The 26,073-nt window shown below is 69.7% G+C and carries 25 protein-coding genes; 18 read left to right on the forward strand and 7 right to left on the reverse strand.

Translation table 11 applies throughout. The features are described 5' to 3' along the window. The first annotated feature begins 12 nt into the window (after positions 1–12). Entirely contained in the window at positions 13–1,008 is a 996-nt protein-coding gene (locus tag C7416_RS17950) for an acetyltransferase (protein ID WP_111520172.1), read from the forward strand. On the opposite strand, the gene C7416_RS17955 is transcribed toward C7416_RS17950, so the two are convergent. Genes C7416_RS17955 through C7416_RS17965 form a run of 3 tightly spaced genes read right to left on the reverse strand, consistent with a single transcriptional unit; the run spans position 983 to position 3,917 of the window. Further along, the gene (locus C7416_RS17955; protein ID WP_111520173.1) at positions 983–2,083 is read right to left on the reverse strand and encodes a 3,4-dihydroxy-2-butanone-4-phosphate synthase; all 1,101 of its coding nucleotides are present in this window, start codon (positions 2,081–2,083) and stop codon (positions 983–985) included. The genes C7416_RS17950 and C7416_RS17955 overlap by 26 nt on opposite strands. Continuing rightward, entirely contained in the window at positions 2,080–3,054 is a 975-nt protein-coding gene (locus C7416_RS17960; RefSeq protein ID WP_111520174.1) for an alpha/beta hydrolase, read from the reverse strand. The genes C7416_RS17955 and C7416_RS17960 overlap by 4 nt, the downstream gene beginning before the upstream one ends. A gap of 47 nt (positions 3,055–3,101) precedes the next feature. Next, on the reverse strand, positions 3,102–3,917 hold the full coding sequence (locus tag C7416_RS17965) for an SDR family NAD(P)-dependent oxidoreductase (RefSeq protein ID WP_111520245.1): 816 nt from the start codon (positions 3,915–3,917) through the stop codon (positions 3,102–3,104). 406 nt (positions 3,918–4,323) lie between these two features. On the opposite strand from C7416_RS17965, the gene C7416_RS17970 reads away from it, so the two are divergent. Beyond that, complete coding sequence (locus tag C7416_RS17970; RefSeq protein ID WP_025583301.1) at positions 4,324–5,508, forward strand: helix-turn-helix transcriptional regulator; 1,185 nt, start codon at positions 4,324–4,326, stop codon at positions 5,506–5,508. A gap of 9 nt (positions 5,509–5,517) precedes the next feature. On the opposite strand, the gene C7416_RS17975 is transcribed toward C7416_RS17970, so the two are convergent. After that, the gene (locus C7416_RS17975) at positions 5,518–5,862 is read right to left on the reverse strand and encodes a VOC family protein (RefSeq protein ID WP_111520175.1); all 345 of its coding nucleotides are present in this window, start codon (positions 5,860–5,862) and stop codon (positions 5,518–5,520) included. A 207-nt stretch (positions 5,863–6,069) separates the two neighbouring features. On the opposite strand from C7416_RS17975, the gene C7416_RS17980 reads away from it, so the two are divergent. The 9 genes from C7416_RS17980 to C7416_RS18020 all read left to right on the forward strand — a co-directional run bounded on the left by C7416_RS17980 (position 6,070) and on the right by C7416_RS18020 (position 16,601). Then, positions 6,070–7,218, forward strand: coding sequence for an LLM class flavin-dependent oxidoreductase (locus tag C7416_RS17980; protein ID WP_111520176.1), 1,149 nt, complete (start codon positions 6,070–6,072; stop codon positions 7,216–7,218). 159 nt (positions 7,219–7,377) lie between these two features. Next, entirely contained in the window at positions 7,378–8,607 is a 1,230-nt protein-coding gene (locus C7416_RS17985) for a flavin-dependent monooxygenase (RefSeq protein WP_373425072.1), read from the forward strand. A 26-nt stretch (positions 8,608–8,633) separates the two neighbouring features. Continuing rightward, complete coding sequence (locus tag C7416_RS17990; RefSeq protein ID WP_111520177.1) at positions 8,634–10,388, forward strand: FAD-dependent oxidoreductase; 1,755 nt, start codon at positions 8,634–8,636, stop codon at positions 10,386–10,388. Further along, positions 10,385–10,945, forward strand: coding sequence for a flavin reductase family protein (locus tag C7416_RS17995; protein WP_111520178.1), 561 nt, complete (start codon positions 10,385–10,387; stop codon positions 10,943–10,945). The genes C7416_RS17990 and C7416_RS17995 overlap by 4 nt, the downstream gene beginning before the upstream one ends. Positions 10,946–10,963: 18 nt before the next feature. Further along, positions 10,964–12,664 carry an FAD-binding protein gene (locus tag C7416_RS18000; RefSeq protein WP_111520179.1) on the forward strand — a complete coding sequence of 567 codons (1,701 nt, stop codon included), beginning with the start codon at positions 10,964–10,966 and terminating at the stop codon, positions 12,662–12,664. After that, positions 12,648–13,412 (forward strand): SDR family oxidoreductase, encoded by a 765-nt coding sequence (locus C7416_RS18005; RefSeq protein ID WP_018009071.1) that lies wholly within the window; start codon positions 12,648–12,650, stop codon positions 13,410–13,412. Before C7416_RS18000 ends, C7416_RS18005 begins: the two co-directional genes overlap by 17 nt. Before the next feature lie 36 nt (positions 13,413–13,448). Beyond that, positions 13,449–14,504 carry a ferredoxin--NADP reductase gene (locus C7416_RS18010; protein ID WP_111520180.1) on the forward strand — a complete coding sequence of 352 codons (1,056 nt, stop codon included), beginning with the start codon at positions 13,449–13,451 and terminating at the stop codon, positions 14,502–14,504. 1 nt (position 14,505) lies between these two features. Continuing rightward, positions 14,506–16,137 carry a FadD3 family acyl-CoA ligase gene (locus C7416_RS18015; RefSeq protein WP_111520181.1) on the forward strand — a complete coding sequence of 544 codons (1,632 nt, stop codon included), beginning with the start codon at positions 14,506–14,508 and terminating at the stop codon, positions 16,135–16,137. A gap of 14 nt (positions 16,138–16,151) precedes the next feature. Further along, positions 16,152–16,601 carry a nuclear transport factor 2 family protein gene (locus tag C7416_RS18020; RefSeq protein WP_111520247.1) on the forward strand — a complete coding sequence of 150 codons (450 nt, stop codon included), beginning with the start codon at positions 16,152–16,154 and terminating at the stop codon, positions 16,599–16,601. A gap of 275 nt (positions 16,602–16,876) precedes the next feature. Here the strand turns inward: C7416_RS18020 and C7416_RS18025 are convergent, their stop codons facing one another. After that, complete coding sequence (locus tag C7416_RS18025; RefSeq protein ID WP_111520182.1) at positions 16,877–17,743, reverse strand: SDR family NAD(P)-dependent oxidoreductase; 867 nt, start codon at positions 17,741–17,743, stop codon at positions 16,877–16,879. Between the two features lie 233 nt (positions 17,744–17,976). On the opposite strand from C7416_RS18025, the gene C7416_RS18030 reads away from it, so the two are divergent. The 3 genes from C7416_RS18030 to C7416_RS18040 are packed head-to-tail and all read left to right on the forward strand — an operon-like array spanning position 17,977 to position 20,031. Then, positions 17,977–18,396, forward strand: coding sequence for a nuclear transport factor 2 family protein (locus C7416_RS18030; protein WP_111520183.1), 420 nt, complete (start codon positions 17,977–17,979; stop codon positions 18,394–18,396). A 2-nt stretch (positions 18,397–18,398) separates the two neighbouring features. Further along, positions 18,399–19,247 (forward strand): SDR family NAD(P)-dependent oxidoreductase, encoded by an 849-nt coding sequence (locus C7416_RS18035; RefSeq protein WP_111520184.1) that lies wholly within the window; start codon positions 18,399–18,401, stop codon positions 19,245–19,247. A 25-nt stretch (positions 19,248–19,272) separates the two neighbouring features. Next, positions 19,273–20,031, forward strand: coding sequence for an SDR family oxidoreductase (locus tag C7416_RS18040; RefSeq protein ID WP_111520185.1), 759 nt, complete (start codon positions 19,273–19,275; stop codon positions 20,029–20,031). A 43-nt stretch (positions 20,032–20,074) separates the two neighbouring features. On the opposite strand, the gene C7416_RS18045 is transcribed toward C7416_RS18040, so the two are convergent. Continuing rightward, positions 20,075–20,974, reverse strand: coding sequence for an NAD-dependent epimerase/dehydratase family protein (locus C7416_RS18045; RefSeq protein ID WP_111520186.1), 900 nt, complete (start codon positions 20,972–20,974; stop codon positions 20,075–20,077). A 42-nt stretch (positions 20,975–21,016) separates the two neighbouring features. Then, the gene (locus C7416_RS18050) at positions 21,017–21,847 is read right to left on the reverse strand and encodes an SDR family NAD(P)-dependent oxidoreductase (RefSeq protein ID WP_111520187.1); all 831 of its coding nucleotides are present in this window, start codon (positions 21,845–21,847) and stop codon (positions 21,017–21,019) included. 199 nt (positions 21,848–22,046) lie between these two features. Between C7416_RS18050 and C7416_RS18055 the strand changes: the two genes are divergently transcribed. From C7416_RS18055 to C7416_RS18070, 4 genes are all read left to right on the forward strand, one after another. After that, a complete protein-coding gene (locus C7416_RS18055; protein ID WP_111520188.1) occupies positions 22,047–23,234 on the forward strand; it encodes a helix-turn-helix transcriptional regulator in 1,188 nt (395 codons plus the stop codon). A 207-nt stretch (positions 23,235–23,441) separates the two neighbouring features. Further along, on the forward strand, positions 23,442–24,158 hold the full coding sequence (locus C7416_RS18060; RefSeq protein WP_111520189.1) for an EthD domain-containing protein: 717 nt from the start codon (positions 23,442–23,444) through the stop codon (positions 24,156–24,158). 106 nt (positions 24,159–24,264) lie between these two features. Further along, a complete protein-coding gene (locus tag C7416_RS18065; RefSeq protein ID WP_111520190.1) occupies positions 24,265–25,161 on the forward strand; it encodes a VOC family protein in 897 nt (298 codons plus the stop codon). 15 nt (positions 25,162–25,176) lie between these two features. Further along, the gene (locus tag C7416_RS18070; RefSeq protein WP_111520191.1) at positions 25,177–26,067 is read left to right on the forward strand and encodes a CoA transferase subunit A; all 891 of its coding nucleotides are present in this window, start codon (positions 25,177–25,179) and stop codon (positions 26,065–26,067) included. The last annotated feature ends 6 nt before the right edge of the window (positions 26,068–26,073 follow it).

A 26,073-nucleotide genomic window follows, 5' to 3' on the forward strand; every position in this document is an offset into this window, starting at 1 on the left:
GCACCGCATGCCATGACAAGCTACTATGCCTTCAACGGCGATGCCGACGGCCTGTGCGCGCTGCAGCAACTGCGCCTGGCCGGCGGTTCGCACGCCAGCGACGCCACGCTGGTTACCGGCGTCAAGCGCGATATCCGGCTGCTGGAGCGCATCGACGCACGTGCCGGCGATATCGTGACGGCGCTCGACATCTCGCTCGACCAGAACCGCGATGGCCTGCTGCGGCTGCTGGCCGCCGGGGTGGAGGTGGACTACTTCGACCACCACCACGCCGGCGACGTGCCCTCGCATGCCCGGCTGCGCGCGCATATCGACGAGGCGGCGCAGGTCTGCACCAGCATGCTGGTCGACCGCCACCTCGGCGGGCACCACCGGCGCTGGGCGGTCACCGCGGCCTTTGGCGACAACCTTGGCGACGTGGCGCGCGCGATGGCGGCGCGGCTTGGCCTGGACGCGGGCCAGACCGCGGTGCTGGAACGGCTTGGCACCTGCCTGAACTACAACGCCTACGGCGAGTGCGTGGCCGACCTGCATTGCGATCCCGCCGCGCTGGCGCAGCACATGCTGCCGTTCGCCGACCCTCTGGACTTCGCCGCGCAGTGCGCCACCTTCGCGCTGCTGTGCGACGGCTACGAGGACGACATGGCCCGGGCGCGCCGCCTTTCGCCCGTGCATGAGGTGCCCGGCGCCGCGCTGCTGGTGCTGCCCGATGCACCGTGGGCACGGCGTGCGATCGGCGTGCTTGCCAACGAGCTGGTGCGCGGGCGTCCCGGCGATGCCATCGGCCTGCTGTCGCCCAGGTCCGGCGGCGGCTTTGCGGTCAGCGTGCGGGTGCCGGCGCACAGCGCTACCGGCGCGGCGGACTTCTGCCGCGGCTTCGACACCGGCGGCGGCCGGCGCCTGGCCGGCGGCATCAACCACCTGCCCGACGCCGACGTGGAGCGCTTCACGCGCAGCTTTGCCGACTGCTTCGGCGCGCCGCTCAGCCCGGCGGGACAAACTCCGTAACTTCCAGGTCGAAGCCGGTGACCGCGCGGTACGGCACCGGATGGCTCAGCAGGCGCAGCTTGTGCGCGCCCACGTCGCGCAGGATCTGCGCCCCGACGCCGAGCGCGCGCTGCGCAAAAGCGGGCGCGGGCGCGGCGGCGTTCGGTGCGGCCAGCCGGTCCAGCCGCTGCTGCGGTGACTCGCGCTCGTCCAGCAGCACCAGCACGCCGCATCCCTCGGCGCCGATCCGTTCCAGCGAGCGCTCCAGGTTCCACGCCGGCTGCGCGGGCGTGCCGAAGGCCAGCACGTCGCGCTGCATCTCCACTGCCTGCACCCGCGTCAGCACCGGCGTGTGCGGGTCGGGGTGGCCCAGCACCAGCGCCAGGTGCAGCGCATCCACCGGCGCGTCATGGTAGGCGTGCACGGTGAAGCGCCCGAACGGCGTGGCCAGTTCGGTCGAGCGGGTGCGGCGCAGCGCGCCCTCGGTCAGCAGCCGGTGGTGGATCAGCGCGCTCACTGACACCGCCGGCAGCCGGTGGCGTTGGGCAAAGTCCAGCAGCGCCGGTCCGCGCATCAGCTCGCCGTCATCGTCGAGCACCAGCGCATAGGCTCCGGCCGCAACGCGCCCGGCCAGCCGGGGCAAATCAGAGCACGCTTCGGCAAAGCCCGCGCGGCGCAGCACGCCGTCCGGCTGCGCCACCACCGGGAAGATGTGGCCAGGCTGGACCAGGTCATGCGGCCGGGCGCGCGGCGCGGCCGCGACGCGCAGCGTCAGCGCACGGTCGGCGGCGGAGATGCCGGTGCTGACGCCGCTGGCCGCCTCGATCGACACGGTGTAGCGCTCGCGCTGGCGCTGGCTGGCGGCCATCGGCGGCAGCTGCAGCAGCGCGCGACGCGCCTCGGTGATGGCCATGCACACCAGGCCGCGCGCCTCGGCGGCCATGAAGTTGACATCGGCCTCGGTGGCGCGCTCGGCCGCCACCAGCACGCAGCCGGTGGCTTCCGCAGTCTCGTCTTCCAGCACCACCACGCGCTCGCCCGCGGCGAGCGCGGCCAGCACCTCAGCCATCGGCGCCAGGAGGTTGGCCGCGCTCATGCTGCCTCCTGCCGGCTGCCCGCGCCGAAGGCCTGGCGCAGCGACTCGGCGGCCGCGTCCAGCACATGGCTGGCGGCATCCATCACCCCTTGCATGCTGGCGAAGCCATGGATCTGGCCGGGCCAGCGGCGCACGGTCGCATTGCCGCCGGCGCGCTGCAGCGCCTCGCCGTAGGCCTCGCCCTGGTCGCGCAGCGGATCGAACTCGGCGGTAATGATGGTGGCCGGCGGCAGGCCGTGCAGGTCGCGCTGGTGCAGCGGACTGGCGCGGATATCGCCGGCGTCGGCGGGCGTGGCCAGGTACTGCGCGCGATACCAGTCCAGTTCCGCGGCGCTGAGGAAATAGCCCTGCGCGCAGTCGCGATAGCTGGCGCTGGACGTGGCGGCAGCGCTGCAGTCCAGCCAGGGGTAGAGCAGCAGCTGGTGCCGCAGCGCGATGCCGCTGCCGCGCAACTGCTGGCACACCACCGCGGCGAGGTTGCCGCCGGCGCTGTCGCCGGCGACGGCAAGCCGGGTCGGGTCGGCACCCAGTTGCGCCGCGTGCGCTGAGGCCCAGCGCACCGCGGCGACGGCATCGTCGGCCGCGGCCGGGAAGCGCGCCTCCGGCGCGAGGCGGTAGTCGACCGACAGCACCAGCGCGTCGCTGCGGCGCGCCAGGCTGCGGCAGATGTTGTCGTGCGAATCGAGGCCGCACAGCACGAAGCCGCCGCCGTGGAAATAGATCACGAGCGGCAGCGCCGCGTTGCCATCGGCTTCATTGTGCGCGTGGGGCCGGTAAAGGCGCGCCTGCAGTGGACCGGCCGGGCCGTCCAGGGTGAGGTCTTGCTGCGCGGCGATGGCATCGCCGGGCGCGAAGCCGGGCATGGCGGCCAGCGCGGCGCGGTAGTCGGCGGCGCGCAGCGTGGAGAAGTCGGGGCTGGGCATGGCGGCCATGGCATCAAGCATGGCACGGGCCTGGGAATCGAGCGGCATGGTGTCTCCTGGATGGCGAGGAATCGAGTAGTGAATCCGGCGGAAAATCAAACCTGCATCGCGAACGACGGCGCGCTGCCCGCGGCAATGCCCTGCGCGCGCGCCAGCGCCGCGTGGGCGGCCTGTTCGTGCGGCAGGATCCAGAACTGGCCGGCCGACACGCCGTCGAGAATCACGCGCGCTGCCTGGTCCGGCGTCAGGCCGGCGGCGATGCCGTTGCGCAGCGCGCCGTTCATCTGGTGCACCTCCTGCGGCGCGGCGCCGTCCAGGTCCGCCGCGATGCCGGTGGCAACCGGGCCGGGGCAGACCACCGACACCTTGATCGGCAGCCCCGCCGCCTGCAGCTCCAGCGCCAGCCCTTCGCTCAGTGCCACCACGCCCTGCTTGGACAGCGTGTAAGGCGCCAGCCACGGCCCCACGGCCAGCCCTGCCATCGACGCGACATTGACGATATGCCCCGAGCCCTGCGCCACCATGCGCGGCACGAAGCAGCGCAGCGCATGCAGCACGCTCCACAGGTTGACGCGCATCACCTTGTCGAACACTTCGGGCGGCAATTCCCAGCAGCGGCCGGTGGCGAGCACGCCGGCGTTGTTGAACAGCAGGTCGACACGGCCCAGCTGCCGGAAGCTCTCGTCGCAAAGGTGCGTGATCTGCCGCGCGTCGCCTACGTCGGTGGGCACGGCGACGACGGTGGCGCCGTCGCGCGCCAGCGCCGCGCGTGCGGCTTCGAGCGCATCGGCATCGATATCGGCCAGCGCCAGCGCGTAGCCTTGCGCGGCCAGCGCATGGGCCAGCCCCAGCCCGATGCCGCCGGCTGCCCCGGTGATCACTGCGGCCTGCTGCCGCGGGTTTGCCGCCATGTTGAAGGTCTCCTGAAAAACGGCGGCGTCCATCGCCGCGCATGGCTCCTTGTAGCGGCGACGCCGGGCGCGGGCATCGTCTGTTTGGGTGGGATGCCGCTGCGCTACCGGTTGCATAGGGGTTTGCCCTTGGCGGGCGGGCATGGGTCTGTCCTTAGTCTGTTTGGAGTATGTGTTTGCGCCGCCGCCGCGTGACGATGGGCCTGTCCCGCGGGACTAGTCCGGCCGGCATGTGTGACCCACCTGTGTGGCCGGACTGCCTAGGGCAAACCATGAAGGCGGGGGGCAAGCCGCGACCCCTTCGCCGTCCCTATAATCGGGGCACAAAAAAGGGCCACAGAGCCCGCACAAGCCAGCGGCCCGGCCAGTCCGGAGCGCTGAGCACGCCACAATGGAGACAGAGGAAATGCTGATGGAGGTTAGCCAGAGCCAGGCGGCCGCACACCTGTTCGCGCAGGCGACGGTGTCGCTGTCGGAGTTCAGCGCATTGCTGGGCAATATCTACCAGGGCCCGATGGAGCAGGTGCCCTGGGGCAAGGCGCTGGAGCAGATCCGGCGCCAGCTCAATGCCAATTACGCCACGCTGATCCTGCGCTCGCCGGCCACCGATCGTCCCGGGCTGATGATCAACGCCTCCGAGCATGGCTCGACGCTGCCGGGCGAGACCTCCTACAACAACTATTACTACGCGCTGGACCCGTTCATCGGGCTGCCGTCGGACCGCGTGGTGACGATCGACGAGCACCTCGGGCACGGCGTGTGGTGCAAGAGCGAGCTGTACCTGCAGTTTCTCAAGGACGTCGGCATCCGCTATATCCTGGGCGCCGACCTGCGCACCGACGATGGCGTGGAATGCCGCTTCCGCGTGTGCCGCGACCATGACGGCCCCGATTTCTCCGCCGCGGACAAGGCGCTGTGCACCTCGCTGCTGCCGCACCTGAAGCGCGCGGTGGACCTGCACTCGCGCCTGGACGTGGTCGAGTCCGAACGCACCGTCTACGCCAGCGCCATCGACCGCATGCTGGTCGGCATGGTGATCCTGGACGAGTCGGGCACCATCATCAAGACCAATGCCGCCGCCGATGAAATCCTCGGCGCCAAGGATGGCATCCGCGTTGCCAAGGGCGGGCTCGATGTCGAGTACGGCCAGGAGAACCGCAAATTCCAGCGCCTGTTGCGCCAGGCCATGATGGGCCACCTCGGCACCGCGCCGGCGCTGATGGAAGCGATGTCGATCACGCGCCCGTCCGGCAGTGCCAGGCTGGGCGTGCTGATCCGCACCATTCCGCTGAGCGAGTGGTCCGAGGACAACCGCAAGCGCCCCGCGTGCGTGGTCTTCATCCGCGATCCCGAGCGCCGCTCGCAGGCCTCGCACGACGTGGTGCGCCAGCTGTTCGACTTCACGCCGGCCGAGACGCAGCTGGCGCTGCAGCTGGCCAACGGCCTCACGCTCGATGAAGCCGCGGACGAACTCGGCATCAGCAAGAACACGGCGCGCGCGCACCTGCGCGCGATCTTCTCCAAGACCGGCGTGACCCGCCAGGCCACGCTGGTACGCATGCTGCTGAGCAGCGTGATTTCGCTGGGCTGAAGCAAGGCGTCAGGGCTTTGCGCTGAGCACCAGCGCAAAGCCCTCCGGCGTGCGCAGTACCGCGCGCGTCTCGTGCGGTCCCTGTGCCGCGGGCTGCGCCACGGTGGCGCCAGCCGCCACCAGCCGCGTGATCGCCGCGGCAATATCGTCCCCCTCATCCACCTTGAAGGCCAGCGCCGGCTGGTCCACCAGCCGTTCCTCGCCGGCCACCAGTGCCAGCGTCAGCGCGCCCGCATCGAGCGCGCAATAGCGGTCGGCGTCGCGGAACTTCACCGGCAGTCCCAGTGCTTCGGTGAAGAACGGCAGCGCGGCGTCGATGTCCGCAACGGGGTAAAGCAGCAGCCTGGCTTGCATGGTGTCAGTTCCTTTCGATCAGCGCGGGCGGTTTGCCCGGTGCCCATGATAGGGACGCGCCCGGCGCGGCTCATAATCCAATCAGACGATGTTGCGACGTCTTGCGCCGACCACACTGCGATCACGCAGGCCGCTTCCGGCCCAAGGCGCAGCGCCTCGCAGTGCCCCGGATGCGGTCTTGTACCGACCAAGCGAGAGGGGACTGCAATGCGTTTTTCGTTGATCTATGAAGCCCAGACCGTCGATGCCTCGCGCGCCGGCGACCACAAGGTGTTCGATGAAATCATGGAACAGGTGGTGCTGGCCGAGGACATGGGCTTCGACGTGGTCTGGGCGGTGGAACACACCGCGCTGACCAATTACGCGCACATGAGCGCGCCGGAGACCTTCCTGGCCTTCGTCGCCGGGCGCACACAGCGCATCGGCATCGGCCACGGCGTGGTGTGCCTGCCGCCGGCGATGAACCATCCGGTGAAGGTGGCCGAACGCATCGCCACGCTCGACATCCTGTCCGGCGGCCGCGTGCACTTCGGCGTGGGCAAGGGCGGCACCCAGCAGGAGGCCGGCACCTTCGGCTACGACCTGAACACGCTGCACCCCATGATCGACGAATCGATGTACCTGATCCCGAAGATCCTGACGCAGGACGAGATCGAGCACGACGGCGAGTTCATCAAGATCCCGCGCCGCCCGATCCATCCCAAGCCGCGCCAGGACCCGCATCCGCTGATGTACCTGGCCTGCACCAATGCCGACACGCTGCAGCGCGCCGGCGCACGCGGCATGGGCGCGCTGGTGCTGGGCTTCGGCGGGCCGGAGGATGTCGCCAAGAAGAACGAGATCTACCGCGCCGCGTGGGAAACGCGCAAGCCGGAAGACCAGGTGGGCTTCCGCCCGCACCAGCACCTGGCGGCGCTGTGCCCGACCATCGTGCTGGAAGACGGCCTGGCGGCGCGCAAGATCGGCATCAAGGGGCAGCGCTATTTCATGGAGTCGCTGTCGTACTGGTACGCCGGCGGCGAGCGTCCCGACCCGTCGGCGTGGGACGACGAGCATGTCACGGCCACCGATGCGCAGGGCAAGGCGGTGATCAATACGAAGTTTGCTTCCGAGAAGGTGTCGGTGGACTTCAGCGATCCGTCGATGATGATGCTGAACCCGAACCATGCCTACGGCACGGTGGAGGACTGCATCGGCTACGTGCAGCGGCTGATCGATGCGGGCGCCGATGAAATCCTGTTTATCTGCCAGATGGGCACGGTGCCGCAGTGGGCGCAGCTGGAGACCATCCGCAATATCGGCGAGCACGTGATTCCGCATTTCCGCAAGCAGGGCCACAAGCTGCGCGTGGCCTGACAGGCGCTGCTTGCTCTCCGACGGTTTTTCTCCCCTCTCCCGCTTGCGGGAGAGGGGCGGGGGAGAGGGCCGGCGCAACCACGAAGTGGCACATACGGGTCCGCGATAACAGCTAGTCCCAACAGACGATGGCACGCCGCCGCGCCGGTGCAAACATCGATGCCAGCCACAAAACAGGCCAACAAGGAGACCGCGGTGCATCACGACAACAATCCCAAGGAACTGGCCGCGCGCCTGATCGCGCGTGCCGAGCAGATGATCCCGGCGCTGGCCCGGCGCGCCGCGCAGGCCGAGGCCGACGGGCGCATTCCCGCCGAGACCATTGCCGAGATGCAGGCCGCGGGCTTCTTCAAGGTGCTGCAGCCGCGCCGCCACGGCGGTTACGAGCTGGATCCGCAGACCTTCTTTCGCATCCAGATGGCGCTGGCCAAGGGCTGCATGTCTACCGCCTGGGTCTACGGCGTGGTCGGCGTGCACAACTGGCAGCTGGCGCTGTTCGACGAACGCGCGCAGCAGGAAGTGTGGGGCAACGATCCCGCCACGCTGATCGCCTCGACCTACATGCCGGTGGGCAAGGTCACGCCGGTGGAGGGCGGCTACCGCTTCTCGGGCCACTGGAAGTTCTCCAGCGGCAGCGAGCTGTGCGACTGGATCTTCCTGGGCGGCCTGGTGCCCCCCGCCGAGCCGGGCGGCGCCTATGACTACCGCACCTTCCTGCTGCCGCGCTCCGACTACAAGATCGTGCGCAACTGGGACGTGCTGGGCCTGCGCGCGACCGGCAGCCACGACATCGTGGTCGACGACGTATTCGTTCCCGACTACCGCACCCACCGCGCCGTAGACGGTGCCATGGGCACCAGCCCGGGGCTGGCCGTCAACGACGTGCCGCTGTACCGGCTGCCGTTCGCGCAGATCTTCGTGCGCGCGGTCTGCACCGCGTGCATCGGCGCGCTCGAAGGCACGCTGGACGACTTCGTCGCCTACGCCGACGGCCGCGTCAGCAGCAATGGCGGCGGCAAGACCGCCGAAGACGGCGGCGCGCAGATGGCGGTCGCCAGCGCGCAGGTGGCCATCGACGAGATGCGGACCATCCTGGAGCGCAACTTCGACGAACTGCTGGCGGTGGCCCGCGACGGCGGCCAGCTCGAGACCCCGCGCCGCCTGCATTTCCGCTACCAGTCCGCGCAGGTGGCGGAGCGCTGCGCGCAGCTGGCCAACGGCCTGTTGCGCTACGCCGGCGGCAACGGCATCTACCGCAGCAACCCGATGGTGCGCCGCTTCCTCGACCTGCATGCGGCGCGCGCTCACTACGCCAACAACATGGACCGCTTCGGCCAGAACCTCGGTGGCGTGATGATGGGCCGCGCCAACACGGACTTCTTCATCTGAGCCACGCACCGGCACGAGGACCCAACATGAGCCAGAGCAGAGCGCGCATGCAGCCCGGCGAGTTTGACGTCGTAGTGGTCGGCTCCGGCGCCGGCGGCATGCTGGCCGCCTGCCGCGCCGCCGACCGCGGCCTGTCGGTGGTGGTGCTGGAGAAGAGCAGCCAGTACGGCGGCACCTCGGCGGTATCCGGCGGCGGTATCTGGATTCCGCTGAACCACCATATCGCGCCGGCGGGCGGGCAGGACGACTACGCCAGCGCGCTGGAATACGTGCTGGCCTGCACCGGCGAGCACGGCGACCCGCAGCGCATCCGCGCCTATCTCGAACAGGCGCCGCGCATGCTGCAGTACCTGGAGCAGCAGGCCGGCGTGCACTACTACACGCTGCCGCGCTACGCCGACTACTTCCAGAAGCTGCCGGGGGCGATGCCGGGCTACCGCGCGCTCGACCCGATGCCGTTCGACGGCGCGCAGCTGCGCGAGGAGTTCGACCGGCTGCGGCCGCCCTCACCGGGCACGCTTGTCGGCGGCCGCGTGGCGGTCACTTCCGGCGAGGCGCACGCGCTGCTGTGCCGCTCGCCCGGCTGGTTCGGGCTGGCGCTGCGCCAGTTCGCCCGCTACTGGCTCGACCTGGGCTGGCGCCGCAAGACCCGGCGCGACCGCCGCCTCACGCTCGGCAACAGCCTGGTCGGCGGCCTGCGGCGCGCGATGATGGATCGCGCGATCCCGCTGTGGCTCGATACCGCCTTGCAGGACCTGGTCGTCGAGGACGGCGCCGTGCGCGGCGTGCGCGCCGTGCAGGACGGCCGCGTGGTGGAGATCCGCGCGCTGCGCGGCGTGATCCTGGCCGCGGGCGGTTTCGAGCGCAACCAGGCCATGCGCGAACAATACCTGCCACAGCCGACCCGGGCCGCCTGGAGCGCGACGCCGCCCAACAATACCGGCGACGCCATCCGCGCCGCGCAGGCGGCCGGCGCCGGCGTGGCGCTGATGTCGCACGTGTGGGGCGCGCCCACGGTGCAGGTGCAGGGCGAGGAAAAACAGCGCGCGCTGTTTATCGAGCGCGCCATGCCGGGCTGCCTGGTGGTGAACGGGCAGGGCCGGCGCTTCGTCAACGAGGCCGCGCCGTATTCCGAGTTCGTGCCCGCGATGTACCGCGACCACGAACAGACCGGATGCAGCGTGCCGGCCTGGATGGTGTTCGACGCCACCTTCCGCCACAAGTACCCATGTGGGCCGATCCTGCCCGGCTCGGTGATGCCGGACCGCAGCATCCCGGCCAGCCTGTCCGGCATCCTGGTGCGCGCCGATACGCTGGCGCAGCTGGCGCAGAAGATCGGCGTGGATGCCGATGGCCTGGCCGCCAGCGTCGCGCGCATGAACGACTACGCCGCCACCGGCGTGGACGCGGAGTTCGGCAAGGGCGACAACCTGTTCGACACCTACTACAGCGACCCCGCGGTGCGGCCCAACCCCTGCCTGGCGCCGATCGGCAAGGCCCCGTTCTACGCGGTGCGGCTCGACGCCGGCGATATCGGCACCAAGGGCGGACTGGTGACCGACGCCAGCGCGCGCGTGCTGCGCGATGACGGCAGCGTCATCGCCGGCCTGTTCGCGATCGGCAATACCAGCGCTTCGATGATGGGCACCAGCTATCCCGGCGCCGGCTCCACGCTGGGCCCGGCGATGACCTTCGGCATGATCGCCGCGGACGTGATCTCGCAGCATGCGCGGCAGCCCGCCGCCACGCACCCCGCTCAACCTGTACAGGAGGCTCTATGAGCGCCAGACCCCAACCCAGTCCGGATTCCGGCGCAGATTCCAGCGCGGAAGCCGGTGGCGCGCTGCGCGATGACATGCTCAAGGCGATGCGCCGCATGGCCCGCTCCGTTGCCGTGATCAGCTGCCGCCACGGTGAGCGCCGCTATTCGATGTCGGTGACCGCGGTCGATTCGCTGTCGGCCGATCCGCCTTCGCTGCTGATCTGCATCAACCGCAATTCGTCGATCTACCCGCCGCTCGATGCCGGCGCGGACTTCTGCATCAACCTGCTCGCCGCCGACCATCGCGATATCGCCGTCGATTGCAGCGGCCGGCTCAAGGGCGAAGCGCGCTTCACCAGCGGCGAATGGGAAGACGACCTGCTGGGCGTGCCGTCACTGCGCGATGCCCAGGCCAACCTGTTCTGCCAGCAGGACGGCCGCTTCGACTATGGCACCCATGCGGTCTTTATCGGCCGGCTGCGCGAGGTCAGGCTGGCCGGCGAGGTCTCGCCGCTGGTCTACGTCGACGGCGCCTATACCACCTCGGCGCCGCTGCGCGCGCTGTGTTCGGCCTGACCCGGAGCAAGCGCCAGCATGGCTTACGACGCCGTCACGCCCGTCCATGCCCCGTTGCGGCTCGATGACCCCGACGCGCATCCCTGGCAGGCCGCCTGCGATGCCGTGGTGGTCGGCTTTGGCGCCGCCGGCGCCTGCGCCGCGCTGGAAGCCGCGCATGGCGGCGCGCGCGTGATCGTCGCGGAACGCTTCGAAGGCGGCGGCGCCAGCGCCAGGAGCGGCGGCGTGGTCTATGCCGGCGGCGGCACGCCTTACCAGCGCGCCGCGGGCTATGACGATACGCCGCAGGCCATGGTCGCCTACCTGCGCCGGGAAACCGAAGGGGTGGTCAGCGACGCCACGCTGCAGGGCTTCTGCGAGCATAGCCGCGCGATGCTCGGCTGGCTGGAGGCGCTGGGCGTGCGCTTTGCCGCGACCGTGCCGCCGCGCAAGACTTCGTATCCGGCACAGCCCTATTATCTGTACTACTCCGGCAATGAGGCGGTGCCCGCCTACGCGCAGCATGCCGCGCCCGCTCCGCGCGGGCACCGCGTCAAGGGCCCCGGCATGTCCGGCCGCACGCTGTATGGCGTGCTGCGCCGCGCGGTGGAGGACAACCGGCAGATCACGGTGATGCGCCAGTGCGCGGCGCGGCGGCTGATCCTGGACCGCGACGGCGCGGTGGTCGGCGTCGAACTGTGGCAGCTGCCGCCGGGCCGTCACCAGAAGCGCCATGCGCGCCTGGCACGGCTGGCCGAGCGCCTGCACAACGCCCTGCCGACGCTGGCCGACCGTCTGCGCGCGCTGGTGCTGCAGCTGGAGCTGCGCCATGCACAGCCGGTCGCAATACGGACCGGCGCGGTGGTGCTGGCCACCGGCGGCTTTATCTTCAACCGCGCCATGGTGGCGCGCCATGCCGGCAAGTACCAGCAGGTGTGGCGCCTGGGCGCGACCGGCTGCGATGGCAGCGGCATCCGCCTCGGCGAGTCGGCCGGCGGCGCCACGCGCCACCTGGAGCGTGTCTCGGCGTGGCGCTTCATCAATCCGCCGTTCGCGTGGGCGCGCGGCTGCGTGGTCGACGCCCACGGCGCGCGCATCGGCAACGAGGAAACCTATGGCGCCACCCTCGGCCACGCCATCTGCGAACGGCACGGCGGGCGAGCCTGGCTGGTGCTGAACCGCGCGCTGGCGCGCGAGGCCCTGCGCGAATGCCTGGGCGGCCGGCTGTGGGCATTCCAGGCCGTGCCCGCAGCGCTGCTGCTGCTTGCCGGTGCGCGCCGCGCCGCCAGCGTCGAGGCGCTCGCCGGCAAGCTAGGCATGCCAGCGGCTGCGCTGCGCGCGACCCTCGATGCCTATAACGCCGCGGCCCGCGGCGAAACACCCGATCCGGCCGGCAAATCGGCGGCCATGTGCGCGTCGCTCGAGACCGGGCCGTGGCTGGCCATCGACATCTCGGCCGGCAGCCGGGTCTTTCCATGCCCGGCGATCACGCTGGGCGGGCTGGCGGTGGAGGAAGCCAGCGGCCGGGTCCTGGCTGCCGCGGGCGGGGCACCGATACCCGGGCTCTACGCCGTGGGCCGCACCGCCGTCGGCATCGCCTCCAATCACTACGTGAGCGGCCTGTCGCTTGCCGACTGCATCTGGTCGGGACGCAACGCGGGCCGCCATCTCGCACAACAGCCTGCCGGTGGACGGCAGGCGCATATCCACCAGGAGACTAACCATGAGCCGACGTACTGAAGGAAAGATCGCCATCGTCACCGGGGCCGCCAGCGGCGTCGGCAAGGAAGACGCCTTGCTGCTGGCGCGCGAAGGCGCGCGCGTGGTGCTGACCGACGTCAACGAGGAAGCGGGCCACGCGCTGGCGCGCGAGATCGGCGAGACTGCGCTGTTCGTGCCGCACGACATCGCCAGCGAAGCCGGCTGGCAGCAGGTGATGGCGCGCACCGAGCAACGCTTCGGCGCGCCCAGCGTGCTGGTCAACAACGCCGCCATCCTGATGCTGGGCACGGTCGAGGAAGCCACGCTGGAGCAGTGGCAGCGCGTGATGCGCATCAACGCCGACGGCTACTTCCTGGGCTGCAAGTACGGCGTGGCCGCGATGAAGGCGGGCGGCGGCAGCATCGTCAATATGTCGTCGGTGGCGGCGCTGGGCGGCATGGGCGCGTTCTGCGCCTATAGCGCCAGCAAGGGCGCGGTGGCCGCGCTGACGCGTGCCGTCGCGGGCCATTGCAAGCAGAGCGGCTACCGCATCCGCTGCAATTCGATCCACCCGGACGGCATCCTGACGCCGATGACCGCGGCCTTCCTGCCCGGCGGCGCCACCGCGCTGCCGGAGGAAGTCGGCGGCGCCGAGCCGATGCAGCGCATGTGCCATCCGCGCGATGTGGCCAACCTGGTGCTGTTTCTGGCCTCGGACGAATCGCGCTTCATCAACGGCGCGGAACTGCGCATCGACAACGCCCAGACCATCATGGGCGTGGCCTGAGCGCGCGCCGGGAAGCAACGACGAAACAAGGACATCATGGCGCCAGTGCAATTCCATCGGCTGCAGATCGCCGAAGTGGTCGCGGAGACGGACCAGGCGCATTCACTGGTATTCGCGTTGCCGGATGGGCTGCGCGAGACCTTCGCCTACCGCCCGGGCCAGTTCCTGACGCTGCGTGTGCCGGTCGACGGCGTGCCGCTGCAGCGCTGCTATTCGCTGTCCAGCACGCCGGGCGTGGACGGCGCGCTGCGCGTGACCGTCAAGCGCGTGCAGAGCGGGCGCGTCTCCAACTGGATCTGCGACCATCTCGGCGCCGGCGACACGGTCGAGGCAATGCCGCCCGCCGGCGTGTTCACGCCGCCGGCGCTGCAGGGCGATTTCCTGCTGCTGGCGGGCGGCAGCGGCATCACGCCGGTGCTGTCGATCGCCAAGGCGGCGCTGCGGCACGGGCGCGGCGCGGTCACGCTGGTGTATGCCAACCGCGACGAACGTTCCATCATCTTTCGCGAGGCGCTGGCGGAACTGGCGCGCAGCCATCCCGGCCGCCTGCGCGTGATCCACTGGCTGGACAGCGTGCAGGGCCCGCCCACGCAGCGCCAGATCGAGGAACTGGTGCGGCCGTGGAGCATGGCGCAGTGCTTTGTCTGCGGGCCCGGGCCGTTCATGGACGGCGCCCAGGCCGCACTGCAGGCGCTGGGCGTGCCGCGCGGCCAGCTGCATGTGGAGCGCTTCGTGTCGTTGCCCGATGCGCCGGCGGCCACGGCGCCGGTCAGCGTGGCCGTGACCGAAACCGTCGTCTCCGCGTCCGCGATGCACGGCGCCGCGCTGACCGTGGAGCTGGACGGCGCGACCCACCAGGTCGGCGTGGCGCCCGATGAAACCGTGCTCGACGCGCTGCAGCGCGCCGGCGTGGCGGCGCCCAATTCCTGCCGCGCCGGCTTGTGCGGCGCCTGCATGTGCCAGGTGACGCAGGGCGACGTGACCCTCGGCGAAAACCATGTGCTCGACCGCGCCGACCTGGAGGCGGGCTGGACCCTGGCCTGCCAGGCGCGCCCGGCCAGCAGCGAGATCCACCTGAAGTTCCCGGATTGACATGACTCCATCTGACACCCTCGACGCCATTGTGGCACCGGCCGGCATCGAAGCCGCGGCCAACGACGGCATCGCCGAGACCATTCCCGAACTGCTGCGGCGTGCGACCAGCCGCCACGGCGAGCGCATCGCCATCCAGGAAGACGGGCTGCGCCTGAGCTACGCCGCACTCGACGACAGCCGGATCCAGGCGGCGCGCGCGCTGATGGCGCTCGGCGTGCAGCCCGGCGACCGCGTGGCCCTGTGGGCGCCGAACTTCTCCGAGTGGATCATCGCGGCGCTGGCCACGCACAGCGTGGGCGCGGCGCTGGTGCCGCTCAATACGCGCATGAAAGGGGCCGAGGCCGGGGCGGTGCTGGCCGACAGCGGCGCGCGGCTGCTGTTCTGCGTCGACGGCTTCCTTGGCGAAAGCTATCCGCAGATGCTGGCGCCGCATCGCCCCGCCACGCTGGAGCGGCTGGTAATCCTGCGCCCGGGGCAGGGCCGGGCCGCCGGCGCGGACGAACTGGCATGGGACGACTTCCTCGCGCTGGCGCCGCGCACCGACATGGCCGCGTTTGCCGCGCGGGAGTCCGGCGTGCGCGGCGACACGCCGATGGACATCATGTTCACCTCCGGCACCACCGGCCGGCCCAAGGGCGTGATGACCGCGCACGCGCAGAACCTGCGCGCCATCGACGGCTGGGCCGCCATCACCGGGGTGCGGGCAGGGGACCGTTACCTGATCGTCAATCCGTTCTTCCATACCTTCGGCTACAAGGCCGGCTGGCTGGCGGCGCTGTCGCGCGGCGCCACGGTGCTGCCCCACCTGGTGTTCGACGCCGAGGCCGTGATGACGCGCGTGGAGAACGAAGGCATCACGGTGCTGCCCGGCCCGCCGACGCTGTACCAGACGCTGCTGAACGCACCGCGGCTGCGCGAATTCGACCTGTCCTCGCTGCGCGTGGCGGTGACCGGGGCCTCGGCGATCGCGCCGGCGCTGATCCAGCGCATGCGTGACGAACTGGGCTTCGACACCATCATCACCGGCTACGGCCTGACCGAATCGTGCGGCTTCGCCACGCTGACACGCGCGGGCGACGACGCCGAGACCGTCGCCGCCACCTCCGGCCGCGCCATGCCGGGCATCGAGATCCGCTGCATCGACGCGCAGGGCGAGCCGGTGGCCACCGGCGAGCCGGGCGAAGTGCTGGTGCGCGGCTACAACGTGATGCAAGGCTACTTCGGCTTGCCCGAAGCCACCGCCGAAGCCATCGACAGCGACGGCTGGCTGCATACCGGCGACGTCGGCACGCTCGATGCGCGCGGTTACCTGCGCATCACCGACCGCATCAAGGACATGTTTATCGTCGGCGGCTTCAACTGCTATCCGGCCGAGGTGGAGAAGCTGCTGGTGGCCCATCCGGCGGTGGCACAGGTGGCGGTGGTGGGCATGCCGCATGAGCGCCTCGGCGAGGTCGGGCGCGCCTACGTGGTGCTGCGCCACGGCGCGCGTGTCGACGCCGATACGCTGATTGCCTGGGCGCGCCGGCACATGGCTAACTACAAGGTGCCGCGCGAGGTGCTGTTCGTGACGTCGCTGCCGGTCAGTGCGGCGGGCAAGGTGCTGAAGTACCAGTTGCGGGCATCCTGATGGGGGAACACGACATGACGGACATGAAGTCACTTGCCGAACGGCTGGACCGGCTCGAGGCCGCCGATGCGATCCGGGCGCTCAAGCTGCGCTACCTGCGCGCCTGCGACGACAAGGACCCCGAGGCCATGCGGGCATGCTTTGTCGCCGAGGGAGCGCATATCCACTATGACCGGATCGGGACCTTTGCTGGCCGCGATGCGCTGGTGCAGTGCTTTGTGGAACTGGCCTGCCGGCCTACGCTGCGGGAGATGCATTTTGCGGGTCAGGGGGATATTCGCATGCGGGAGGATGGCACGGCGGAGGGGAGCTGGGATCTGGCTTACCTGGCGCTGGATGATGCCAGCGGGACGCGGACATTCCTGACCGGGCGATATGTGGACGTGTATGTACGGGTGCAAGGGGCCTGGGTGATTCGGTCGACGGTGTTCACGACGGGGTTGTTGTCTGTGGGGGCTGGCTGACGCTTGCCGATTGTTTGCTCCCCTCTCCCGCTTGCGGGAGAGGGGCGGGGGTGAGGGCAGGCGCATGCAATAGCGACGGCCTTTACTTCGTTGATGCTCCGGCCCTCTCCCCAACCCTCTCCCGCAAGCGGGAGAGGGAGTACACAAGCTGAAGTTGGAAAGCCCGAGGTCGTTGATGATGCTGCGAGCTTGCTCCCCTCTCCCGCTTGCGGGAGAGGGGCCGGGGGAGAGGGCCGGAGCGTGCCAAGCATCGCTGCGTCTGCCAGCCTCCGACGCTATTCCACAATCGCCGGATGCACCGCCGGCGGCCCGCCCAGCGCCTGCCGGTACGACGGCGGCTGCACGCCCTCCGCGTCGACGATGCCATAGTCCAGCGCCGCTTCCGCGCCGATCAGCACCCGCCCGGACTTGTCCATCAACGCCGGATCGCGGTACAGCGCGTCGATGATGCGCCCCGTGAATTCCGGCGTTTCCGCTACCGGCGCAAACGCCGCGTACTTGTCCGGATGCTCTTCCCATACCCGCAGCGTGCGCGCGGTGCGCAGCGGTCCCATCCACAGCGACACCGCAGCCACGCCGTACGGCCGCAGGTCCACCGCCATGTCGTGCGCGAACTTGTCGATGCCGGCCTTCTGCGCGCCGTAGGCCGGCCCATGCATATAGCAGTTGGCGCCGAACGACGAGGTGAACACGATCAGCCCGCGCCCCTGCGCCGCCATCACCGGCGCGGCGTGCCAGCTGGCGACGTAGCCGGAACGCAGCCCCACGTCGAGGATGCCGGCCATCTCCAGCGGCTTCTGCCAGAACGGCCCCGGCTGGATCAGCTCGTCATGCAGGAAGGTGGCGTTGTTGACCAGGATGTCCAGCCGTCCCGCCTCTTCGCGCACACGGCGGAACAGCGCAGCGACCTGGGCGTCGTCGCCGTGGTCGCAGGCAACCGCGATGCCGCGCCCGCCGAGGGCATCGATCTCGCGCGCGGTGGCATGGATGGTGCCCGGCAGCGGCGCGCTGCCTTCCTGTTCGGTGCGGCCGGTCACGTAAACCGTGGCGCCGGCCGCGCCGAGCGCCAGCGCTATGCCCTTGCCGGCCCCGCGCGAGGCGCCCGTGACGACCGCGACGATGGCCTGTTCCGCCTGCTTCATGTCTGTCTCCTGTCTGGGTGATATGCGGGCGCCGCAGTGGCTGCCCGGGCTACGGAAGCTTGGGGCGGGCATGGCCCCGCAACATCCTTCGTTCGGACTAAGCGGCGCCACGGCCGGCTACCTCAGGCGGACGATGGCCACCGCTGCGGCAAGGCCGACGATATTCGCCATCCCAACCACCGGAAGGGTGCCGCATCGGCGCCGCCGGTCACAACCAAGGAGTGAGCCTGGCCATGTCCGAACTGGAGCACAAGCAAGCCATTCACGCGCTGACCTGCCGCTACGCGCAGGCGGTGGACCGGCGCGATTTCCCAAGCCTGGCGGAACTGTTCAGCCCGGATGCCCGGCTGAGCGGGCCGGGCTTCCGCATGGACGGCGCGCAAGCCATCGTTGAGGGCATGGCTGCGCTCGGCCAGTACAGCGCGACGCAGCACCATGTACACCAGCAAACGGTGGCGCTCGCTGGCGATACCGCGACCGCGGAAACCTATTGCGTGGCCAATCACCTGTATGAACAGGACGGCGTGCAGCGCAAGCTGGACTGGGGCATCCGTTACCAGGACCGCTTCGAGCGCTCGCAGGGCCGGTGGCGCTTTGCCGCGCGCGAGCTGGTGGTCGACTGGACGCAGGACCTGCCGCTGCGGGGGGCGTGACCATGACTCGCGTACTCGAAGGCAGGACCGCACTTGTCACCGGCGGGGCGGGCGGTATCGGCGCGGCCAGCGCGCTGGCGCTGCTGCGCGATGGCGCGGCGGTAGTCCTGATGGGGCGAAGGCGCGAAGCGCTGGAAGCAGCACGGCGCAGCTTGCGCGAGCAAGTGGCCGGCGCCACGGTTGAAATCAGCGTCGGTGACGCATGCCGCGAGCATGACGTGCAGGCCGCGCTGCAGCGGGCCTGGGCGCTGGGGCGCCGTCTCGACATGGTGGTGGCGACCGTTGGCGGCGGCGGCTTCCGTCCCCTGCTGATGCACGACACCGCGTCGCTGATGGCGGAACTGGAGCTGAACATCGCCAGCGCCTTCCTGGCGATCCGCCACGCCTCGCCGTTGATGGCGCCGCACGGTGGCGCGATCGTTTGCATCTCGTCGAACGCGGCGCGCATGACCTGCCGCTGGCTGTCGGCCTACTGCGCGGCCAAGGCGGGCCTGGATGCATTGGTGCGCGCGGCCGCGGAGGAACTGGCCGGATGCGGCATCCGCGTCAATGCGGTGCGGCCGGGACTGACCCGTTCCGGCGCGACCGGGCCGATGTTCGACAACCCGGCCGTGCTCGGCAAGTTCGTCGCGCAGATGCCGTTGGGCCGCGCCGGCGAGCCGGACGACATCGCCAGCGCGGTGCGCTACCTGGCCGGGCCGGAATCGGGCTGGGTCACCGGCCAGAGCCTTGCCGTCGATGGCGGCAGCGAGCTGCGCGGCAATCCCCTGCTCGATGAAACCGTGGCGGCCGTATATGGCGATGCGGCGCTGCGCGCGGTGCTGGCCGGCCGCATTCCCGACGCCACCTGAAACGAGCCATCCAGGGAGAGAGGCGATGAATCAAGTCAAGGGCAAGGTCGCGCTGGTCACCGGCGCGGCCAGCGGGGTAGGGCGCGCCGACGCGCTGCTGCTGGCGGCGGAGGGCGCACGCGTGGTGCTCAGCGATGTGAACGAAGAGGCCGGGCAGGCACTGGCCCGCGAGATCGGCGATGCGGCACGGTTCGTACGTCACGACATCGCCAGTGAAGACGACTGGCGCAAGACCATGGCCGCCGCGCAGGACCGCTTCGGCCGGCTCGACGTGCTGGTCAACAATGCGGCCATTTGTCCGCTGGGTTCGATCGAGGACACCTCGCTCGACACCTGGCGCCAGGTCATGCGGGTCAATGCCGATGGCTATTTCCTTGGTTGCAGGTTCGGCGTGCAGGCCATGAAGGACAACCCGGCCGGCGGCTCGATCGTAATGATGTCGTCAGTGGCGGCGCTGGGCGGGTTGCCGATGATGTGCGCGTACAGTGGCGCGAAAGGGGCTGTGACCGCGCTGACGCGCAGCGTGGCCGTGCACTGCAAGCGCAACGGCTACCGCATCCGCTGCAATTCGATCCACCCCGACGGCATCTGGACGCCGATGACGCAGGCGCTGGTGCCTGACCTGGATGCGGCGGCGCTGGGTATCGGCACGGATCCGATGGCACGCATGTGCCAGCCGGAGGATGTGGCCAACCTGGTGCTGTTTCTGGCTTCGGACGCATCGCGCTTCATCAATGGCGCGGAACTGCGCATCGATAACGCGCAATTGATCTCGGGTCTGTAAGCCCGAGGCGGCGGCCTGCTTGCGCGGGCCGCCGCGCTGCCTTCTAGCGGTACTGCGCCACGATCTCGCTGACCGTGCGCAGGATGTCGCGGCGGCGATAGCCGAGCAGGGCTGTTTCGGCCGCGTCCGGCTCGTAGTAGAGCGTGTTGCCCCGGCCGAAGCAGAGCGCCGAGTCCGGCAGTAGCGGATGCTCCTGGTCGATGACCGGCGGAACCGGGCGGCCGGCAGCGCGGAAGAATGCGCCGAAGTAGTCCTGGAAAGTCAGGTTCTCGTCGCCGACGAGATAGGCCTTGCCGTTCTCGCCCCGCAACAGCGCACCTTCGATCGCTTCCGACAGAGACCTGGCCGAGATGAAATTGACGCCGCCCGGCGGTGCGAAGTCCGGCATCGGCGCAAAGCTGCCCCTGGCATATTCGGTATAGGCCTTGAACATAGGCACAGTCAGGCCCGGCACCGTGCCGACGACGAACGGGGCATTGACGCTGTTGACGCGGAAGTCATCGGTGGCCAGGACCCGCACGCCTTCGTCGGCCAGCTTGCGCGAGCGGATATAGGCGTTGTCCTCGGCCAGGCGCGGCGCCGCCTGCGGGTAGAAGCTGCCGACCAGCACCGCGGTCCGGATGCCGGCATCGCGCGCGGTGCGGAAGAAGCGCGGCACGCCTTCGACGTTGGCGCGCTCCCAGTGCGCCGCTTCGTCGCCGCCAGGCGGGACGTGGCGCACATCGTTGCCGGCGGCGAACACCAGCGCGTCGAAGGCAGCCAGCCGCGCCGCGGGCAGGTCATTGGCGATGTAGTCGCAGCGCAGGAAGTCCAGTTCGCCCAGCGGCGTGCCGGCGACGGGGCGGTTGCGTCCCGCGATGGTGACATCGTTGCCGCGGCGGCGCAGGTGCAGGGCCGCATGGCCCCCGATCATGCCGGTGCCGCCGACGATCAGTATCTTCATTATTGTCTCCTTGGTTGGTGGGGTGGCCGCGGAGTGCGGCCATCAGAGGTTCATGCCGTTACCGGCGATGACTGGCATGTTGGTCCACGCCCCCCGGGGGTCGCGGTACCAGCCGGCGGCGGCCAGGGCGCCGCCGTTGACATGCAGGGCCGTGCCGGTAATCCAGGCAGCGCGTGGGCTGGCCAGGAACAGGATGCCGTCGGCAATGTCCTGAGGCGTGCCGAAGCGGCCCAGCGGGATCCAGCGCGGGATATGGTGCCGATGTTCGGCCGCGACCATCTGCGACACGGGAACCTGCGGGGTTTCGGTAGTCTCGGGGGCGATCAGGTTGACGCGGATGCCTGCCGGCGCCAGTTCCAGCGCCAGGCTCTGCGTGAAACCTGTGATGGCAGCCTTGAAGGCGCCGTAGACGCTGCAGTACGGGATGCCGCGGAAGGCCTCGATCGACGAAACGCTGACGATGTTGCCCGCTTCGCTGCGCCGTAGCAGCGGCAGCATGGCGCGCGTGACGGTGAAGACGTGGCCGAGATTGGCTGCGTAGAGGCTGGCGATCTCGCCGTCGGTGTAGTCCTCGAACGGCTTGGCGATGCGAAGGAAATCGCCGACGTTGTTGACCAGGATGTCGAGCCGTCCGAAGCGCTGTTCGATCTGCGCGCCGAGTTCGCGCACAGCGGTGGCGTCGGCAGCGTCACCCTGCAACACCAGCACCTCGGCGCCGGGCTTTGCCAGCAGTGCGCGGGTATGGTCGGCGCGTTGCGCATCGATCTCGATGACCGCCACGCGTGCACCCTGTTCCAGAAAGGCCTGCGCGGTGGCGAGCCCGATCCCGGCGCCACCGCCGGTGACCAGCACGCACTTGTCGGTGAAATTCATCTCGCTTTTTCTCCTTGGGTTGCACTGCGGGAATGCAGGCATTGGAAAGGCCGGGCGCGGTACCGACATCGTCCGATTGCAGGTCAGGGAAAACACCGAGGGCCGCGCAGCGGCGGACAGCGTCCCTATAATTGCGCTGCCCCAGGTGCCGCAGAGCGCCGGCAGGCATGCACAGTGGTGTGCAACCAGGAGACGGAGAATGTTGATGGCGACCGTTGAGGCGCGGGAAGTGGCGTCGCCCTTGCCTGTGCAAGCAGGCCTGAGCGTCACGGAATTCAGCGCGCTGCTGGCCGCGGTCTATGAAGGGCCGATGGAGCCGGTGCCGTGGGGCCACGCCCTCGAGATGCTGCGCAAGCAACTCGGTGCCAGCTATGTGAGCTTCATCCTGCGCTCGCCTGCCAGCGACCGCAGCGGCCTGGCGGTGCATGCCTCGGCGCACGGCACCTCGCTGGAGGCCGAGGCTTCCTACAACAGCTACTACTACGCGATCGATCCCTTCATCAACCTGCCCACCGAGCGGGCGGTGACGGTCGACGAGGCGCTGGGCGCCAGCAACTGGTGCCGCAGCGAGATCTTCCGCCAGTTCCTGCAGCCGCTCGGCATCCGTTACCTGCTGGGCGCGGACATCCGTACCGAGGATGGTGTCGAGTGCCGCCTGCGCATTTGCCGCCAGCACGACACGCAGGACTTCTCCGAAGCGGAAAAGACGACCTGCGCCGCCATCCTGCCTCACCTGAAGCGCGCGATCCGGCTGCATTCCCGCCTCGATGTGGTGGAATCGGAGCGCTCGCTCTACGCGGGCGCGATCGACCGCATGCTGGTGGGCATGGTGATCCTCGACGCCGCCGGCGCCGTTCTCAAGCGGAATGCCGAGGCCGAGGAGATCCTTGCGGAGAACGACGGCATCCGCCTCAACGGCAATACCTTCGAGATCGCCTACGCCCACGAAAGCCGCAAGTTCCAGTACCTGCTGCGGCGCGCGCAACTGGGACACCACGGCAGCGAGCCGGCGCTGGCGGAGGCCATGTCGATCACGCGCCCGTCGGGGCGCGGCAAGCTGGGCGTGCTGATCCGCACCATTCCGCTCAGCGAATGGTCGGAAGAAAACCGCCATCGGCCCGCCTGCGCGGTCTTTATCCGCGATCCCGAGCGCAAGTCGCGCGCCTCGCACGAGGTGGTGCGCAAGCTGTTCGACCTCACCCCCGCCGAAACCGCGCTGGCGCTGGTGCTGGCCGACGGCATGACGCTCGACGAAGCCGCCGAGGCCCTCGGCACCAGCAAGAACACGGCACGCGCCCACCTGCGCGCGATCTTCGCCAAGACCGGCGTGACGCGGCAGGCCACGCTGGTGCGCATGCTGCTGAGCAGCGTGGTGACGCTCGGCTGAGCGCCAGCGCCGCACCACATCGCTCTAGTCCGATCGGAGGATGAGCACCGCCATCGACTCGCCTAGCATGCACAGGACCAGCGGGCGCGGCGAACAGATGGCACGTCAGGCGGATACGGCAATGCATGCGGTCCGCGCCCGTTCCTGTTCCGCGCACGCTTCAACCCGTCCGGCCACGGCCGGCACCTGTACCAGGGAGCGTGGAGCATGGAGAAAGTCATTTATATCGTCTGGCGCGATTCGCGCACCGAGCCGGCGGAATTCGCGCGCCGGCTGCGCACGACACTCGCGGACCAGCTGCTGGCACTGGGCGCACGCGGACTGCAGGTCAACGTCGCCGATGACGCCGTACTGCCTGCCGCGGGCCTGCGCCAGGCCAAGACCCGCCCGCAGATGGAAGGGCTGGTCTCGGTCTGGATGGACAGCGCGGTCGACCGCCTGCGCCAGCCGTTCGACCAGGCGCTCGAGGCAGCGGCCGGCCGCATCGCCGGCTACCTCGTGACCGAGTCCCAGCCGATCCGCAATACGCGCTTCCCGGCCGCGGCGGGCGAGCGCACGCCCGGCTTTGCGCAGCTGGCGTTCCTGACGCGGCCGCCCCGGCTCACGCCGCAGGCGTGGCTGGACATCTGGCACAACCACCACACGCAGGTGGCGGTCGAAACCCAGGACAACTTCCTCTATGTGCAGAATGTGGTGGTGCGGCCGCTAACCTACGCTGCGCCACCTTGCGACGCCATCGTCGAGGAGTGCTTTCCCGATGCGGCAATGACCGACCCGCACGCGTTCTTCGACGCGGTCGGCAATGAAGAGAAGTTCCAGCGCAACCTCCAGGCCATGATGGCGAGCTGCCAGCGTTTCATCGACTTCGACAAGATCGACGTGGTCCCCACCAGCCAGTACATCGTCCGCCCCGCCAGCGCCTGAATCCGGGCCTGGATCGGCTAGTCCCACTGGACGATGTGCCGCGTAGCCGCGCGCGGAAGAATAGGTCTCACCAGCCAGCAGTGGCAACGAACCTGAGGAGACCCGCATGTTGGATATCCGTGCGCTTGGCTACATCGTGGTCGAGTCCACCGACCTGGGGCAATGGCGGCAGTATGCGGAGCAGGTGCTCGGCATGACCTGCGCCGGCGCCCCCGGCGGTGCGCTGTACGTGAAGATGGACGAGCGCGACTACCGCTACCTGGTGGTGCCGGGTACGCGCGATCGCTACCTGGCATCGGGCTGGGAGCTGGCCGACGAGCCGGCCTATCGCCATGCGCTCGAGACGCTGCGCCAGGCCGAGGTCGAAGTCGTGCACGCCAGCCCCGCCGAGCTGGCGCAGCGCCGGGTGCAGGCGATGGCCTGGTTCACCGATCCGTCCGGCAACCGCCACGAGGTCTCGTGGGGCATGCGCTCCGACTTCCTGCGCTTCGTCTCGCCGGTGGGCGTGCCGCGCTTCATCACCGACCCGATGGGCGCGGGCCATACCGTGCTGCCGGCGCCGGTCTTCGACCGGACCTATGCCTTCCTGCGCGACGTGATGGGCTTCGGCCTGTCCGACATCTACCGCGTGCGCTTCACCAGCGACCCCAACGAGCCGGAAAAGCGCATCCATTTCATGCATTGCGCCAATGCGCGCCACCACAGCCTGGCGATCTTCGAGATGCCGTCCGAGGCCGGCTGCATCCACGTGATGGCCGAGGTGCCCGACATGGCCGAGGTGGGCCGCGCGCTGGACCGGGTGCAGCAGCACGGCGTGAAGCTGTCGGCCACGCTGGGGCAGCACTGCAATGACCGCATGACTTCCTTCTACATGAAGACCCCCGGCGGCTTCGACCTCGAGTTCGGCCACGGCGGGCTGGAGGTGGACTGGAGCCGCCACGCCGCCTACGAGGCCACGCGCGTCAGCCTGTGGGGCCATGACTTCAGCATCGGATACCGCTAAGCGCGGCACAGACCTATGACCAAGACCATCGACAAGACCATGAGCGCGGCCGACGTGGTCGGCCAGCTCGCCGACGGCATGACCATCGGCATCGGCGGCTGGGGGCCGCGCCGCAAGCCCATGGCGCTGGTGCGCGAGATCCTGCGCTCGCCGCTGAAAGACCTGACCGTGGTGGCTTACGGCGGCCCCGAGGTTGGCATGCTGTGCGCCGCCGGCAAGGTGCGCCGGCTGGTGTTCGGCTTTGTCTCGCTCGACGTGATCCCGCTCGAGCCGTACTTCCGCCAGGCGCGCGAGCGCGGCCTGCTGGCGGTGACCGAGCTGGACGAAGGCATGCTGCAGCTGGGCCTGCGCGCGGCCGCGGCGCGGCTGCCATTCCTGCCGACGCGCGCCGCGCTGGGCACCGACGTGCTGGACCGCAACCCGCACCTGAAGACCGTCCGTTCGCCGTACGACGATGGCGAGGTGCTGCTGGCGATGCCGGCGATCCCGCTGGATGCGGCGCTGCTGCACGTGAACGAAAGCGATGTGCTGGGCAACACCCGCATCGACGGCCCCGATCCGTTCTTCGACGAGTGGTTCGCGCGCGCCGCGCAGCGCTGCTATGTCAGCTGCGAAACGCTGCACCCGCGCCTCGAAGACACCGACCTGGCCCGCGCCCGCAACAACCCGTTCGAGCGCGCGCTGGTGACCGGCGTGGTGCACGTGCCGGCGGGAGCTCATCCCACTTCGTGCGCGCCGGCCTATGGCTGGGACCTGCCGGCGCTGAAGTCCTATTGCGCCAGCGCCGACGCCGAAGACGGCTTCCGCGCCTACCGCGACGAGGTGGTGGGCGACAGCGAAGCGCATTACCTGGCGTGCATCGGCGGCCTTGGCCACGTGCACGACCTGCCGCTGCCCGTACTTTGATCCCAA

This window comes from Cupriavidus phytorum (genome assembly GCF_003254285.1).
In the GTDB taxonomy this organism is placed as follows: domain Bacteria; phylum Pseudomonadota; class Gammaproteobacteria; order Burkholderiales; family Burkholderiaceae; genus Cupriavidus; species Cupriavidus phytorum.

Excerpts from the sequence above, each read along its gene's own strand:
- C7416_RS17950 (WP_111520172.1), top strand. The coding sequence starts at position 13 with ATGACAAGCTACTATGCCTTCAACGGCGATGCCGACGGCCTGTGCGCG.
- C7416_RS17955 (WP_111520173.1), bottom strand. The coding sequence starts at position 2,083 with ATGAGCGCGGCCAACCTCCTGGCGCCGATGGCTGAGGTGCTGGCCGCG.
- C7416_RS17960 (WP_111520174.1), bottom strand. The coding sequence starts at position 3,054 with ATGCCGCTCGATTCCCAGGCCCGTGCCATGCTTGATGCCATGGCCGCC.
- C7416_RS17965 (WP_111520245.1), bottom strand. The coding sequence starts at position 3,917 with ATGGCGGCAAACCCGCGGCAGCAGGCCGCAGTGATCACCGGGGCAGCC.
- C7416_RS17970 (WP_025583301.1), top strand. The coding sequence starts at position 4,324 with ATGCTGATGGAGGTTAGCCAGAGCCAGGCGGCCGCACACCTGTTCGCG.
- C7416_RS17975 (WP_111520175.1), bottom strand. The coding sequence starts at position 5,862 with ATGCAAGCCAGGCTGCTGCTTTACCCCGTTGCGGACATCGACGCCGCG.
- C7416_RS17980 (WP_111520176.1), top strand. The coding sequence starts at position 6,070 with ATGCGTTTTTCGTTGATCTATGAAGCCCAGACCGTCGATGCCTCGCGC.
- C7416_RS17985 (WP_373425072.1), top strand. The coding sequence starts at position 7,378 with ATGCCAGCCACAAAACAGGCCAACAAGGAGACCGCGGTGCATCACGAC.
- C7416_RS17990 (WP_111520177.1), top strand. The coding sequence starts at position 8,634 with ATGAGCCAGAGCAGAGCGCGCATGCAGCCCGGCGAGTTTGACGTCGTA.
- C7416_RS17995 (WP_111520178.1), top strand. The coding sequence starts at position 10,385 with ATGAGCGCCAGACCCCAACCCAGTCCGGATTCCGGCGCAGATTCCAGC.
- C7416_RS18000 (WP_111520179.1), top strand. The coding sequence starts at position 10,964 with ATGGCTTACGACGCCGTCACGCCCGTCCATGCCCCGTTGCGGCTCGAT.
- C7416_RS18005 (WP_018009071.1), top strand. The coding sequence starts at position 12,648 with ATGAGCCGACGTACTGAAGGAAAGATCGCCATCGTCACCGGGGCCGCC.
- C7416_RS18010 (WP_111520180.1), top strand. The coding sequence starts at position 13,449 with ATGGCGCCAGTGCAATTCCATCGGCTGCAGATCGCCGAAGTGGTCGCG.
- C7416_RS18015 (WP_111520181.1), top strand. The coding sequence starts at position 14,506 with ATGACTCCATCTGACACCCTCGACGCCATTGTGGCACCGGCCGGCATC.
- C7416_RS18020 (WP_111520247.1), top strand. The coding sequence starts at position 16,152 with ATGACGGACATGAAGTCACTTGCCGAACGGCTGGACCGGCTCGAGGCC.
- C7416_RS18025 (WP_111520182.1), bottom strand. The coding sequence starts at position 17,743 with ATGAAGCAGGCGGAACAGGCCATCGTCGCGGTCGTCACGGGCGCCTCG.
- C7416_RS18030 (WP_111520183.1), top strand. The coding sequence starts at position 17,977 with ATGTCCGAACTGGAGCACAAGCAAGCCATTCACGCGCTGACCTGCCGC.
- C7416_RS18035 (WP_111520184.1), top strand. The coding sequence starts at position 18,399 with ATGACTCGCGTACTCGAAGGCAGGACCGCACTTGTCACCGGCGGGGCG.
- C7416_RS18040 (WP_111520185.1), top strand. The coding sequence starts at position 19,273 with ATGAATCAAGTCAAGGGCAAGGTCGCGCTGGTCACCGGCGCGGCCAGC.
- C7416_RS18045 (WP_111520186.1), bottom strand. The coding sequence starts at position 20,974 with ATGAAGATACTGATCGTCGGCGGCACCGGCATGATCGGGGGCCATGCG.
- C7416_RS18050 (WP_111520187.1), bottom strand. The coding sequence starts at position 21,847 with ATGAATTTCACCGACAAGTGCGTGCTGGTCACCGGCGGTGGCGCCGGG.
- C7416_RS18055 (WP_111520188.1), top strand. The coding sequence starts at position 22,047 with ATGTTGATGGCGACCGTTGAGGCGCGGGAAGTGGCGTCGCCCTTGCCT.
- C7416_RS18060 (WP_111520189.1), top strand. The coding sequence starts at position 23,442 with ATGGAGAAAGTCATTTATATCGTCTGGCGCGATTCGCGCACCGAGCCG.
- C7416_RS18065 (WP_111520190.1), top strand. The coding sequence starts at position 24,265 with ATGTTGGATATCCGTGCGCTTGGCTACATCGTGGTCGAGTCCACCGAC.
- C7416_RS18070 (WP_111520191.1), top strand. The coding sequence starts at position 25,177 with ATGACCAAGACCATCGACAAGACCATGAGCGCGGCCGACGTGGTCGGC.